General features: G+C 71.0%; 12 protein-coding genes and 1 pseudogene. 6 read left to right on the forward strand and 7 right to left on the reverse strand.

The window, feature by feature from the left end; genetic code table 11:
• Positions 1-85 precede the first annotated feature (85 nt).
• Complete coding sequence (locus tag NBZ85_RS04835; RefSeq protein ID WP_261557954.1) at positions 86-934, reverse strand: SDR family NAD(P)-dependent oxidoreductase; 849 nt, start codon at positions 932-934, stop codon at positions 86-88.
• Positions 931-1,938, reverse strand: a complete 1,008-nt coding sequence (locus NBZ85_RS04840) for a TIGR03617 family F420-dependent LLM class oxidoreductase (RefSeq protein WP_261557955.1) — start codon at positions 1,936-1,938, stop codon at positions 931-933. Before NBZ85_RS04840 ends, NBZ85_RS04835 begins: the two co-directional genes overlap by 4 nt.
• Before the next feature lie 814 nt (positions 1,939-2,752).
• Between NBZ85_RS04840 and NBZ85_RS04845 the strand changes: the two genes are divergently transcribed.
• A complete protein-coding gene (locus NBZ85_RS04845; RefSeq protein WP_372517758.1) occupies positions 2,753-3,352 on the forward strand; it encodes an ester cyclase in 600 nt (199 codons plus the stop codon).
• A 112-nt stretch (positions 3,353-3,464) separates the two neighbouring features.
• Here the strand turns inward: NBZ85_RS04845 and NBZ85_RS04850 are convergent, their stop codons facing one another.
• Complete coding sequence (locus tag NBZ85_RS04850) at positions 3,465-4,409, reverse strand: aldo/keto reductase (RefSeq protein ID WP_261557957.1); 945 nt, start codon at positions 4,407-4,409, stop codon at positions 3,465-3,467.
• A 431-nt stretch (positions 4,410-4,840) separates the two neighbouring features.
• On the opposite strand from NBZ85_RS04850, the gene NBZ85_RS04855 reads away from it, so the two are divergent.
• Positions 4,841-5,602 (forward strand): 3-hydroxyacyl-CoA dehydrogenase, encoded by a 762-nt coding sequence (locus tag NBZ85_RS04855; protein WP_261557958.1) that lies wholly within the window; start codon positions 4,841-4,843, stop codon positions 5,600-5,602.
• 226 nt (positions 5,603-5,828) lie between these two features.
• On the opposite strand, the pseudogene NBZ85_RS04860 reads toward NBZ85_RS04855, so the two are convergent.
• Together NBZ85_RS04860 and NBZ85_RS04865 are read right to left on the reverse strand one after the other, a co-directional pair.
• A pseudogene (locus NBZ85_RS04860) lies at positions 5,829-6,100 on the reverse strand (acyltransferase family protein); the annotation flags it as partial.
• Between the two features lie 45 nt (positions 6,101-6,145).
• Positions 6,146-7,012, reverse strand: coding sequence for an SDR family NAD(P)-dependent oxidoreductase (locus NBZ85_RS04865; protein ID WP_261557959.1), 867 nt, complete (start codon positions 7,010-7,012; stop codon positions 6,146-6,148).
• Between the two features lie 172 nt (positions 7,013-7,184).
• Between NBZ85_RS04865 and NBZ85_RS04870 the strand changes: the two genes are divergently transcribed.
• The 3 genes from NBZ85_RS04870 (at position 7,185) to NBZ85_RS04880 (ending at position 9,823) form a co-directional block, all read left to right on the forward strand.
• Positions 7,185-7,796: a PadR family transcriptional regulator gene (locus NBZ85_RS04870; protein ID WP_261557960.1), complete on the forward strand. Its 612-nt coding sequence runs from the start codon at positions 7,185-7,187 to the stop codon at positions 7,794-7,796.
• Positions 7,797-7,945: 149 nt separating this feature from the next.
• Positions 7,946-8,551 (forward strand): PaaI family thioesterase, encoded by a 606-nt coding sequence (locus NBZ85_RS04875; protein ID WP_261557961.1) that lies wholly within the window; start codon positions 7,946-7,948, stop codon positions 8,549-8,551.
• A gap of 165 nt (positions 8,552-8,716) precedes the next feature.
• Positions 8,717-9,823: a PP2C family protein-serine/threonine phosphatase gene (locus tag NBZ85_RS04880; protein ID WP_261557962.1), complete on the forward strand. Its 1,107-nt coding sequence runs from the start codon at positions 8,717-8,719 to the stop codon at positions 9,821-9,823.
• Between the two features lie 21 nt (positions 9,824-9,844).
• Here the strand turns inward: NBZ85_RS04880 and NBZ85_RS04885 are convergent, their stop codons facing one another.
• Both NBZ85_RS04885 and NBZ85_RS04890 read right to left on the reverse strand, forming a co-directional pair.
• Positions 9,845-10,447 (reverse strand): MerR family transcriptional regulator, encoded by a 603-nt coding sequence (locus NBZ85_RS04885; protein ID WP_261561553.1) that lies wholly within the window; start codon positions 10,445-10,447, stop codon positions 9,845-9,847.
• A gap of 134 nt (positions 10,448-10,581) precedes the next feature.
• Positions 10,582-12,399, reverse strand: coding sequence for an MFS transporter (locus NBZ85_RS04890; protein ID WP_261557964.1), 1,818 nt, complete (start codon positions 12,397-12,399; stop codon positions 10,582-10,584).
• Positions 12,400-12,571: 172 nt separating this feature from the next.
• Between NBZ85_RS04890 and NBZ85_RS04895 the strand changes: the two genes are divergently transcribed.
• A partial coding sequence (locus NBZ85_RS04895) for a TetR/AcrR family transcriptional regulator (protein ID WP_261561555.1) occupies positions 12,572-13,185 on the forward strand: 614 nt, incomplete at its 3' end.

Genomic DNA, 13,185 nt, shown 5'->3' on the forward strand with positions numbered 1-13,185 from the left:
ACGCCGGCGGCCGCGCTCCCGGGCCACCCGCCCCCGCGGCGGGGATGTGCCACGGGGGCGGGTGGGATCGGGAGCCCGGGTGAGGTCAGGACAGGATGTAGCCGCCGTCGACGACGATCTGCTCGCCGGTCTGGTAGCGGGACGCCTCCGAGGCCAGGTAGACGGCGATGCCGCCCAGGTCCGCGGGGGTGCCCCAGCGCCGGCCGAGCAGCCGCGGCAGCGAGCGGGCGGCGAACTTCTCGTCGTCGAGCAGGTCGTCGGCCAGCGCGGTGCGGATGTAGCCGGGCAGGATCGCGTTGACCCGGATGCCGTCGCGGCTCAGCTCGACCGCGCAGCTGCGGACCAGGCCGGACAGCGCCGCCTTCGCGGTGCCGTACGCCTGGGTCCGGGCGAAGCCCCGGTTGGTTCCGATGATGCTCGACACCGCGACGAGGCTGCCTCCCGCGCCGGCGGCGACCAGGTGCCGGGCCGCGGTGCGGAAGGTGAGGAACACCCCGTCCAGGTTGATCCGCAGCACCTGGTGCCACTGGTCGAGAGTCAGGTCGGTGAAGCGCATCGGCTCCCCGCCGATGCCGGCGTTCGCGAAGCAGGAGTCGATCCGCCCGAACGCGCCGACCGCCTGCTCGAACGCGTCGATGACCTGCGCCTCGTCGCCGACGTCGCAGCGCAGCGCGAGCACCTTGCCGCCGTGCGCGGCGAGGGTCTGCTCCGCGGCGGCGTTCTTGCGCTCGTTCGTGCCGAGGATGACGACGTCCGCCCCGGCGGCGGCCAGCGCTTCGGCGATGCCGAGGCCGATCCCGCCGTTGCCCCCGGTGACGAGCGAGACCCGGCCGTGCAGGTCGAAGGAGGCGACGGCCGCCGGGTCGGGGCTCGGGCCCGCCTCGGCGGGACGGTCCGCTGCGGCGGGACGGGCGGTTGCGGCGGGGCGGCTCACCGTGCGGCGTCGAGCAGCAGCGGCCAGATCGCCGGGTCGGCCTTCCAGGTGTCGTAGAAGGCCGTCCGGGTGTAGATGCCGCTGATCTTCGCGATGAGGCCCTTGCCGACCTCCTCCGGCGTGCCGACGACCGAGAAGGTGTGCATGATCTCGTCGGTGATGAGGTCGGCCATGCCGTCCCACTCGCCGCGCTTGGACAGGTTGGTCAGCTCCGGCTGCAGGTCGCCCCAGCCGTGCACGTCGAGGACGGCCTTGTAGGCCGGGGTGGAGGCGTAGAAGGCGATCTGCTTCTTGGTCCCGAAGACCGCCGCCGCCAGCTCCTCCTCGGTGCGCCCGACCGTCACGAACGACGGCCCGGCGATCGCGAAGCCGTCCAGATCGACCTTGCCGACCTTGGCCCGCCCGCGCAGCAGCGCCGGGAGGGTGACCTCCTCCAGATACTTCTTCGTGCTGAACGGGTGGACGAAGAAGCCGTCGGCCACCTCGCCGGCGACCTCGGTCATGCCCTCGCCGACGCCGGCGAGGTACACCGGCGGCGGGCCGTAGGGGTGCGGCGACGGTGCGAAGAACGGCGTCATGAGGGTGTGGGTGTAGAAGTCGCCGCGGAAGGCGAGCTTGGTGCCGTTCTGCCAGGCGTCCCAGATCGCCCGGGTGGCCAGGACCAGCTCGCGCATCCGGGCGGCCGGGTGCGACCAGGTCATCGAGAACCGCTTCTCGATGTGCGGCTTGATCTGCGAGCCCAGGCCCAGGATGAACCGGCCCTCGCTGTACTGGGCCAGGTCATAGCCGAGGTAGGCCAGCGTCATCGGGGTCCGCGCGAAGGCGATCGCGATCGACGTGCCGACGCTCGCGGTCGAGGTCGCGTTGGTCGCCTGCAGCGTCTGCAGGAATGGGTCGTGGCGGGTCTCCCCCACCCAGATGCCGGCGTAGCCCTCCTTCTCGATGCGCGCCGCGCCCGCCGGCGTCGCCGCGAGGTCGTCCGACAGGTTTGCGTCGATCTTCATCCGCTCTCCTCCTGATGGCGGGGCCTGCCGACGACCGCCGCGCCCGTTTCATCATGCCGCCAGGGCCAGGCAGATGAACGACTGACGTAGTTAACAAAGTATTCTTTGAAGATGCCGGAGCACGGCACGACACGCACGCCGACCGGCAAGCGGGCCTTCCGATACGGACAGCACCCGGACGGTTTCATAGGGTGCCTCCGACCGGGATCTACGCGACGCCGCCGGCGGGCCGATCGACCCGCCCCCGACAGGCCAGGCCGCCTCCCGATGGCGGGCCAGCCAGCCCGCCGCGACACGGGCCGCCACTACCGCATTACCTGATTCGTGCCTAGGACGAGGGTGCCATCGCGGGCGACCCTCGACACGCGCGGTGTCCATCGGATTGTGCGTCGGCACGCTCCAGACGCCGCCAGCGCGGCCTGCGCGCCACCCCCGGGTGCCGGCGTGGCCGCCTGAGCAGGGAATACGCCGAGATTCCGGCCGGACTGCCGCGAGCCGTACCGCGGAGCAGGAGATCCTAGCCCGCCTGTCGATTACCGCAGGTAGCTATCCCGGGCGGACTTTCGTCCCTATCACCGGCCACTGGCCACAAAATGTAGGATGTTCATGTCGATCAGTCATCGACGCTCGGGCCGGGGGACGATTTCCGGCCGCATTCTCTCCTCAAGGTGGCCCGCGAGACGTCCGCGCGGCCACGGACCCCATATTTCGCGGTTTCCGACAATCGGAGGAAGACGGCGTGACCGACAACGCCGCGGCAGCTCAGCCGCTACACGTACAGGGTCGAGATGCGGTGATCGCAGCATCGCAAGGCGTGACATGGCGTGATGGAGAGCCACCGGACTACCACCTGTCCCACCAGAACATGCCGGCGGAACGCTCCGTGCACCACGAGCCCGGTTCGCTCGCGGACATCGTGGAGCGGGTCGTGCAGGTCTTCGAGATGGAGCTGTCACACAAGAAGAACCCCTCCGAATGGGTCAGCATGGTCGCTGACAAGGTCAGGGTCAGCGTCAATGGCGGCCCGAAGGTAGGCAGTGCCGAGTTGGCCGAGCGGGGCAGCTACAACGTCCTGATCGGGGAGAACCCGTACTACTCGGCCAACGACGAGTCCTTCGAGTCGTCGCACGACGTGTTCCACGAGGCATTCCCCAGCGGTTTCTTCTGGGAGGTCCTGGAGGTCTACTCGCCGCCGCCCGTGATCGCTTTCAAGTGGCGGCACTGGGGCACCTTCAGCGGCCCCTACAAGGGAGTCGAGCCAACCGGCGAGCGTATTGAGATGTACGGCGTGACGGTGGCCCACGTGACCGACGACCTCCGTCTCACCGAAACTCAGCACTTCTACGACAACACCGATTTCCTCGGGCAGCTCGCCCGCGGGCAGCTCGCGCCCAACCCGCGCGCCCACCAGTAGGAACCGCACCGCCGGGCGCCGCGGGCGTCCTGGGCGGATCAGATCGAATCGGCGGCGCCGCCGCGCGCGGCGCCGCCGACAACGGCCTTGAGCAGGTTCGCCGCCGGGAGACTCACCGGCCCCAGCCACCCGCGGGGCCGCCGGCACCGGCAGAGGCGGAGTGGCCGGCGGAGGTCGCGACGCCGGCGGAGGTCGCGGTGCCGATGGCGGCAACCTCGTCGTCGGTGAGCGCCACCCAGGCGGCGTCGACGTTCTGGTCGAGATGGCGGGTCTTCGACGTGCCGGGGATCGGCAGCAGTGCCGGCGAGCGACGCAGCAGCCAGGCGAGCGCGACCTGCGCCGCGTTCGCGTCGTGCGCGGCGGCGATGGTGTCGAGCACCGCGCCGAGACGCTCGCCGACCAGCACCGGCGCCCACGGCAGGAACGCGAGCCCGTCGCGCTCGCAGACGGCCAGCACCGCCTCCGCCGCCCGGTCCCCGGCGTTGTAGCGGTTTTGCACGCTGACCACGTCGGCGAGCGAACGGGCCAGGGCGAGCTGCGCGGGCGTCACGTTCGACACCCCGATGTGACGGACCTTGCCCTCTCGCTGGAGATCGACGAACGCGCCCACGGTGTCCTCGTAGGGCACCTGCGGGTCGGGGACGTGCACCTGGTAGAGATCGATGGCCTCGACCCGCAGCCGGCGCAGGCTCGCCTCGCACTCGGTCCGGATGTGCTCGGGGCGGCCCAGCGGCGGCAGGCTGGTCGCCCCCGCAGCGACCTTCCCGGGCCGGAAGCCCGCCTTCGTGGTGATGAGCAGGTCGTCGGGATACGGGTGCAGCGCCTCGGCGATGATCTCCTCGGATTCGCCGTAGCCGTAGATGTTCGCGGTGTCGATCAGGTTGACGCCGCGCTCGTACACCCGGCGTGTGAGCGCGACGGCCTCCGCGCGGTCGCGGACCCCCTCGGCGTTGCGCGCGCCGGAAATCCGCATCGCGCCGAAGCCGAGGCGGCGCACGGTGTGGCCGGCCAGAGGGAACGTGCCGGTCGTGGTGTCGTCGAGGGTGCGGTGTGCCATGTCTCGATCACAAGCCTCTCGCTGGTCGGATGGCGGCGGGTCCCGGAGCTGTTCGCCCGACAGCGGCACCGAACGGGGCGATGTGGGACCGTACGTCAGGTGGTCGACGGTTCGTTCGCCAGCCCGCGCGGCCCGTCCGGGACGGCGTACCGGCGGGTGCCACCGCAGCCACGCAGTGATCCGCCGCAGCGTTCCGCACTGTTTCGATGACCACGGTGCACACCTCACCATTAGAGCACTAAGTTAACTATCAGAACCCGAATTCCGGCCCATCTGCCCACCCTCCGGGGCGGCAGCGGCCGAGACAATACAGTCAACTGTTTACACTTTTAGGCGATCCATTCGTCGCGGGCCCCACCTGCCGACGATCGGGCCGCCGCACCAGCTGGCCTGGCCGGCCCCGGGCCACCGTCCTTCCGAGAGGAACTCACGTGCAGATCGCGGATTCAGTCGCAGTGGTGACCGGCGGGGCGTCCGGCCTCGGCCTCGCCACCGCCACCCGGCTCGTCGACGCCGGCGCGAGCGTCGTCCTGCTCGACCTCCCGAGCTCCAACGGCGCCGCGGTCGCGGAGAAGTTCGGCAGCGCCGTGCGCTTCAGCCCGGGCGACGTCACCTCCCCCGCGGACGTCACCGCTGCGCTGGACACTGCTGCCGAACTCGGCCCGCTGCGGATCGCCGTCAACTGCGCGGGCATCGGCAACGCCGCCAAGACACTGGGCAAGGAGGGGCCGTTCCCCCTGGAGATCTTCGAGCGGGTCATCCGGGTGAACCTGATCGGCTCGTTCAACGTCATCCGGCTCGCGGCGGAGCGGATCAGCAAGGCCGAGGAGACCGAGGGCGAGCGCGGCGTCATCATCAACACCGCGTCAGTGGCGGCGTTCGAGGGTCAGATCGGCCAGGCGGCCTACTCCGCCTCCAAGGGCGGCATCGTCGGCATGACCCTGCCCATCGCCCGCGACCTGGCCAACCTGAAGATCCGCGTGGTCACCATCGCCCCCGGCCTGTTCGACACTCCGCTGCTCGCCTCCCTGCCGGAGCCGGCCCGCATCTCCCTCGGCCAGCAGGTGCCGCACCCCTCCCGGCTGGGCTCCCCCGACGAGTACGGCCTGCTCGCCACCCAGATCATCGCCAACCCGATGCTCAACGGCGAGACGATCCGCCTCGACGGCGCGATCCGGATGGCGCCCAAGTAAATCGGCGCACCCCGCGGATCGGCGCACCCCGGCGCGGCCGCGCCTGCGACCGTGCCGGGGGTCGATTCGGACTCATCGAGTGCAGCCGCTCATACGTCACTCTCCGTTGCAAGGGAGCGGAGCCGGCGCTGCACTAGGCCACCGGCCCGGGAGCGAGGATGGCCCGGCCGGGGCTACGTCGGGCGGGACCGTGGGGGGCTCGCCGCCCACTTCGGCCGCCGCCGCCGCGCGAGGCACGCCGCGCGTAGAAGTGGCCCGAGGGACGGTGCCGGGGCGGTCCCGTTCAGCCAGCAGCAGACCGGTGATCAGAAACCCGCCGAGTACGAGGAACACGTCGACGCCGAGACACCCGCCGGACAGGGCATCCGGGTGAAAGCCGAGCACCGCGAGGACGGCGAGCGCCCGTAGCCTGTCGAGCGCCGGGTTGTCACCAGCGGCCCGAGGTGGCCACCAGCTGTGCGGCGTGGCACAAGCGACTCTCCAACGTCGCGTCACCATGGAACGGGCCCACTCCGGCGGAACCCCAAAGGGCCTGGCCGGGCGTCAGGCACCCGCCGCCGTGCGCAGCCCCTGAAGCCCGAGCATGCGAACGATGAGCCGGTCGCGAGTGCGGGCCGGCAGATGGGCGAGAACGCCGACGAGCTGGGCGTCCCTACCGGCCGAGTAATGCGGCCTGGGACGGCGGGCCAGCGTCGCGCGCACGATGACCCGAGCGGCGGTCTCGGCGGGGGCGTTGCGCTGGCGCGCGAGGGCGCCGGCCACCGCGTCGAGCTGCGGACGGTACAGCGCGACCCGGTCCGGGTCGTTGTCGGCCATGGCGACGGCGGCCGCCGCGGCCGCCGTCGCGAAAATCGGTGTGTCCATCGCGCCCGGCTCGACGATAACTACCGGGACCCCCCAGGGCGCCAGCTCGACCCGGGCTGCCGCGGACAGCGACTCCAACGCTGCCTTGCTCGCCGAAACGGCCCCGGCGTGGGCGACCGCGACCCGTGCCGTGGGTGCGCTGATGTTGATCAGACGCCCGCCGCCCTGGCGCAGCATCGGCAGAAATGCCTGGGTGACCAGGACCGGCCCGTAGAGGTTGACCGCGAACTGGCGGTGCAGCTGCTCCGGCGCGAGGAGTTCCAGCGGCCCGGTCACGATGACCCCGGCATTGTTGATCACCGCGTGCAGGCCTGTGCCGCACCGGTCGGCGGCGATGGCCTGGGCGGCGTCGCTGACGCTGTCGGGGTCGGTGACGTCGAGCGGGACCGTCTGCACGCCGGCGATGGCGTCGAGGTCTCCCCGCGCCCGTCGAACACCGGCGTAGACACGCAGGCCGCGACCGGCGAGCGCGCGGCAGGTCGCGCTCCCGATCCCGCCAGCCGCGCCCGTGACCAGAACCGCCCGCTCATGATCGGGCGATTCCACGGATCCTCCTGACATGTGTTTCTCCAGACCTGTCATCAACAACATGTACAGATTGACATGTCTAGTTTGTAGGTGAGGGATCGCACGTGTCAACAGGCCCCGCCCATCGGGCGGAACCAGGGACCCGGTCCGCCGGGGTGCGACCGGCCGGCAGAGAGGTGAGGCGGCGGCGATGTCACTGCGGCACGGCCTGCTCGGCCTGCTGGCCGAGGGCCCGGCCAGCGGGTACGACCTGACCAGACGGTTCGCAGAGCTGCTCGGCCAGGTGTGGCCGGCCCGGCACCCGCAGATCTACGCGGAGCTCGGCCGCCTCGCCGAAGCCGGATTGATCGAGGTGGACAGCCACGGGCCCCGCCAGCGCAAGGCCTACCGCATCACCGGCGCGGGGCTAGCCGAGGTACGCCGCTGGCTCACCGACGATGAGGTCGACCACACGCTGCGGATGGAACCGCTGCTGCGGTCGGTCTTCTTCTGGCTGATGGAGCCGGCGGACCTCGCCGCCCACCTGGAGCGGGAACGGCAGTACTACAGCGGCACGGCCGCGGCGATGCGCACGTACGCCGGGGCCAAGGACCGCGGTGAGTTCGGCACAAGCGAGCAAACTCGGTCACTACGCATCGCCGCGGAGGCCGGCATCCGCCTGTTCGAGGCGCTCGCCGAGTGGGCGAGCTGGGCCGAGCGGTACGCCGCCGAGCACCTCACCGAGCACCACTCCGAGACCGGGCACCACTCCGAGCACCCGCCCGCGCTACCGGAGGGTCGCCCAGGCTCCGGATCGGCATGACCGCCGTGACCGCCGTGACCGGCCAGGCTCCCGCAGCCGTGCTGTGCCGGACATCTCGCCCCGAGTGCGGGCATCGGGCGTCCAGGCAGGCAAAGGTGGAACGGAAGGTCGTGCCGCGGGGCGCGCGGCCCGACAACGGGAGGAACACGGTGGCAGACGGGAGAGACGCCGGCAGCGCCGAGAAGTCGGCCGCGGAGCACCGCGAGTTCGTCGACCTCATCGAGGCGCTGCGCGCGGCCCAGGACACGATCACCGGCGCCAGCCCGCCCGAGGACGTCGCCCGCAAGGCCCGGGAGGGGCTGGAGGAGGTGACCCGGCTGCTCGCCCCGTTCACCGTGAGCGAGTCCGAGCAGCTCGCCGGCTACCTGCTCACCGAGCCTGGCCACGCCCAGGCGCTCGCACCGGCTCTCCACGTCGACGAGAGCAGCACCGAGCACGTGCGGGGCCGGCTGGTACTCGGACGCTACTACCTGGGTGGCAACGGCGCCGCGCACGGCGGCAGCATCCCGCTGTTCTTCGACGACGTGCTGGGCCGGCTGGCGAACGCCGGTGGGCGGGGCACCTCTCGTACCGCCTACCTGCACGTCAACTATCGCAAGATCACGCCGATCGGCCCCGAGCTGCTCGTCGAGGCTCACGTCGACCGGGTGGAGGGTCGCAAGCGCTTCGTGGTCGGGACGATCCGCGACCCCGAGGGCGACCTCACCGTCGACGCCGAGGGACTGTTCATCGCGTTGCGCCCCGGCCAGCCCTGATCGCTCCCGCTCACCGAGTTCACCCCGGCTGAGCTGGGATTCTGCTTCGGCCCCACGGTGAGGGGGTATTTGAGGCAGCATGAGGCTCGACCGCGACGAGTGGCCCCCTCACCGGTCCGGCCCAGGTCGGAGGCAGCCCGTTCTCGGGCTCGGCGGTGCCCCGCGTTGACGGCACTATCCTCCTGGCCGGGGCGTTGGTTCACCGCGCTGCTGCCCCTGCTCATGTTGGCCGGGGTTGCCGCGTTGGAACTGAGCAACCGGGAGTGGACCGTCCTGGAGCTGGCGGTGCTCAGCCCGATGCTTGCCGCCACGTTCGGTGGCCCCCGGCTGACCGCGCTGTACGGGGTGCTGGCGGTCGGCGTGGGAGTCATGCTCGGCATATTCGATCATCTGTTCGGTCAGAGCGATGGCGGCCCGACCGCCCAGGCGGTGCGCCTCGGCGGGGTCGCCGTCGGCGGCGTGCTGGCGGTGCTGGTCAGCCGGTACAACACCCGGCGGGAGACGAAGCTGCAGAACGTCACCCGGGTGGCGGAGGTGGCCCAGCAGTCGATCCTCGCCGCGGTGCCGAGCTCGTCCGGGGGCCTGCGCTTCGCGGTGCGCTACGAGAGCGCCGCGGCCGAGGCGAGGATCGGCGGGGACCTGTACGAAGTCGTCGACACCGCCTGGGGCACCCGCCTGCTCGTCGGTGATGTCCGCGGCAAGGGCCTCGACGCGGTACGCATCGCCAGCCGGGTGCTCGGCTGCTTCCGCTTCGTCGGGCGGCAGGCGGAGGATCTGCCCACGGTGCTGGCGGGCCTCGACGCCGAGGTCGCCGAGGTCTGCGGGCTCGACGACTTCGTCACCGCGGTGGTCGGGCAGGTCGACGGCCGGCGGCTGTGGCTGGCCAACGCGGGCCACCCAGATCCGGTGCTGGTCCGCGAGGGTCGGGCGAGCCTGCTCGGCGTGGCGACCCGTCTGCCGCCGTTGGGCCTGCTCGCCGACACCAAGGACACGGCCGGGAACACCGTCGAGGTCACGCTGCGGCCCGGTGACCGCCTGCTGCTCTACACCGACGGCATCACCGAGGCCCGCGACCCGGCGACCGGCCGGTTCTTCCCGCTGCTGCCCGCGGCGCAGGCAGCCCTGTCCCGCGGCACCCTGGAGGAGGCCGTCGCCGACCTGGTCGACCGGCTGCGGGCCTGGACCCGGTCGACGCTGAACGACGACGTCGCCCTGCTGGTCGCCGAGTTGCCCCGCCCCGCCAGCCGGCTGCGCCGCGGACCGCCGGCCTGACCGCCGGCTTTGACTGCCGGGTCAGGAGGATCGGGCGACGGCGCCGTCGCGGAACCGGTTCATCCGTTCGAGCCGCTCATCGATCTCGTCGCGGAAGGCGGCCAGCCGGCTGATCTTCTCGTCGATCTCGGCCCGGAGCTTGCGATACGCGGTCTCGCCCTCGGACAGCAACCGCAGCCGGTCGCCGTCGTCGGAGGCGGCGTGGAACTCCACCCGGACCTGGGCGAGCCGGTCCTCGTAGACGAGGATGGTGCGGATCTCATCCAGGTTGAAACCGAGCAGGGTCTGCAGCTCCCGGATCCGGCGTACCCGGGCGAGATCGGAGTCGGCGTAGAGCCGGTTCCCGCCGGAGGTCCTCCCGGACGGGGTGATCAGCCCCACTTCCTGGTAATACCGCAGGGAGCGCACCGAAACCCCGAGCTTCTGCGCGGCCTGACCGATGCCGCACAGCTCGCGCTCCGCCTTCTGCGTCCCGTCCTCGCCACGCATCCTGCGATTGTTTCTCACGTTCCCACCGGTCGGCGCGGCGCCGTCGGTCGGTGCGGCGCCGTCGGATGCCAGGGCCCGGCCGGGCCGTTCGGCCCGGCCGGCCGGCGTTTCCTCGTCATCGCCGGTGTCGCCCATCGGGTTTCAGGACCTCTCGGAGGCTGGTTGTTCCCGGTCAGGGGCCATAGCCAGAAGACGCTGTCGGGGGCCGTCGCTCGGCGAGCGTACCGTTCGACGGGCCTATTGTTCGGTAGCCCTATCCTTCGGCGGCCCTATCCTTCAGCGGCCAAGGTGCTGCCCGCGCCGTCCTCCATAGCCGCGATGTCGCCGGCGCCGGCCAGGCCCTCGCCGGCGTCCTCGCGCAGCGTGCGGCGCGCGTGCGGGCTGTCCTTGCCACGCAGCCAGGACAGCACCGCGCCGAGCGCGCAGGCGATGGCGGCGAAGTAGAAGGCGAGGTGCAGGCCGTCGCCGAACGGACCGGCGATGAGGTTCGGGAAGAACGTGTGCCCGGTGAGGAAGTGGGCCTTGCCCGGGTCGAGGGAGTTCAGCGTGCCCGGGCCGAGGAGCTGCTCGGTCGGGTTGATGCCGAGGAACGCGGAGAACAGGCTGCCGATCGGCGGCAGGTTCGCCAGCTCGTGGGCCTTCGACGGGTCGACGCCCTGGGCGGTGAGGCCGGAGAACATCGCGTCCGGCAGGCTGGAGGCCAGGCCCAGCACGATGACGGTGAAGAACACGCCGATGGACAGCACGCTGGCCGAGTTCTGGAACGTGTTGAGCATCCCGGCGCCGGCGCCGCGCTGGTTCGGCGGCAGCGTGTTCATCACGGCGGTGGTGTTCGGCGCGGCGAACAGGCCCATGGACAGGCCCATCAGCAGCAGGATGGCCGCGAACGCCACGTAGTTGAAGTCGATCGGGATCACGTTGAACAGCAGGAACGCGATGGCCGTCATGACCAGTCCGATGGTGGCGAACGGGCGCGCGCCGTAGCGGTCGGCGAGCCGGCCGGCCACCGGCCCGGAGAGCAGGAAGCCGACGGTGAGCGGGATCATGTAGATGCCGGCCCACAGCGGCGTCCGCTCGAAGCTGTAGCCGTGCAGCGGCAGCCAGATCCCCTGCAGCCAGATGATGATCATGAACTGGAGGCCGCCGCGGGCGAGCGCGGCGAGCAGCGCGGCCAGGCTGCCCATGGTGAAGGCCCGGTTACTGAACAGCTCCAGCTTGAACATCGGGTCCGACGAGCGCAGCTCGATCGCGACGAACCCGATCAGCACGGCGAGCCCGCCGAACATGCAGATCAGCACGAACGGCTTGGTCCAGCCCATCGTGTGGCCGCCGTAGGGCTGCAGGCCGTAGATGATGCCGGTCAGGATCGCGATGAGCCCGATGGCGAAGGTGATGTTGCCGGCCCAGTCGATCCGGGCCTGGGTGCGCACCCCGTTGTCGCGCAGCTTCAGGTAGGCCCAGACCGTCCCGAAGATCCCGAACGGCACCGACACCAGGAACACCAGGTGCCACTCGACCGGGGCGAGCAGGCCGCCCACCAGCAGGCCGAGGAACGACCCGGCGATGGCCGCGACACCGTTGATGCCCAGCGCCAGTCCACGCTCGTTCTCCGGGAACGCGTCGGCGATGATCGCGCTGGAGTTGGCGAACAGGAACGCGCCGCCGATGCCCTGCCCGACCCGCATGATGATGATCCACAATGCGGCGGTCGTGCCGTGCATCCAGGTGACGGCCAGCAGGATCGAGAACACGGTGAAGACCGCGAAGCCGAGGTTGTACATCCGCACCCGGCCGAACATGTCGCCGACCCGGCCGAGACTCACCACGAGCACCGACGTGACCAGCATGAACCCCATCAGGGTCCACAGGAAGTACGAGGTGTTCCCCGGGGCGAGCGGGTCGACCTTGATGCCCCGGAAGATGTCCGGGAGCGCGATGATCAGGATCGAGCTGTTGATCGTCGCCATCAGGACGCCGATGGTCGTGTTCGACAGGGCGATCCACTTGTAGTTGTCCGAACCGGACACGGTCGGGACGTCATCGGCCCCGGGCGGCGAGGTGCCGGCGGTGGTGTCGGAAGTCGTCACGGCAGGAAGGCTAGCGTCTCCATCTCACGTCAACGGTAGATGTGATGCGGCTCATAGTGGGCGCGCACACAACCGGGAACCTTCCGCACTCCACCACTTCCGTTCCACCACCTCTGACGTGCATACGACACCCCTGGGCGGCGAATTTAGTAGTATGGTTCATACCGTGAATATGGAGCCGAGCCGAGCGTACCGGCAGCGCCGGCGGGCCGAGACCACCGACGCGAACACCGAGCGGATCCTGCGCGCGGCCACCGAGCTCTTCGTCGAACGTTCATGCGAGCACATCACCTTGCCGGCGGTCGCCGAGCGGGCCGGCGTCGGCCTGCAGACCGTCATCCGCCGCGTCGGGACCAAGGACGGCCTCGTGCGGGCCGTCAATGGCTGGATCGTGCCGCAGGTCGCCGCCACCCGCGGCGACCCGGGTGACGCCCGCCCGGCCGGCGACGACCTGGTCGGGGTGACCGACCGGCTGGCCCGGCACTACGAGCAGTGGGGACGGATCACCGAGCGCACTCTGCACCAGCAGGACGCCTCCCCGGCGCTGAAGGAGAGTGCCGATGCCGGCCGGCGGGCTCACCGGGAGTGGATCGAGGCGGTCTTCGCCGCCGACCTCGATCCCCTGCCCCCCGCCGCCCGGGACGACCTCGCCGGCCGCCTCGCCGCCGTCTGCGGCGTCGTGCTCACCGGGGCGGTCGCCCTGCTGTTCCACGCGGCCGTGCTGCGGCCGATGCGCCATGCCGCGCCGCTCAACCGGGTCGTCGCCACGCTGGGCCTGCTCATCGT

This window comes from Frankia tisae (assembly GCF_025403405.1).
In the GTDB taxonomy this organism is placed as follows: domain Bacteria; phylum Actinomycetota; class Actinomycetes; order Frankiales; family Frankiaceae; genus Frankia; species Frankia tisai.

Excerpts from the sequence above, each read along its gene's own strand:
- NBZ85_RS04840 (WP_261557955.1), bottom strand. The coding sequence starts at position 1,938 with ATGAAGATCGACGCAAACCTGTCGGACGACCTCGCGGCGACGCCGGCG.
- NBZ85_RS04850 (WP_261557957.1), bottom strand. The coding sequence starts at position 4,409 with ATGGCACACCGCACCCTCGACGACACCACGACCGGCACGTTCCCTCTG.
- NBZ85_RS04870 (WP_261557960.1), top strand. The coding sequence starts at position 7,185 with ATGTCACTGCGGCACGGCCTGCTCGGCCTGCTGGCCGAGGGCCCGGCC.
- NBZ85_RS04885 (WP_261561553.1), bottom strand. The coding sequence starts at position 10,447 with ATGGGCGACACCGGCGATGACGAGGAAACGCCGGCCGGCCGGGCCGAA.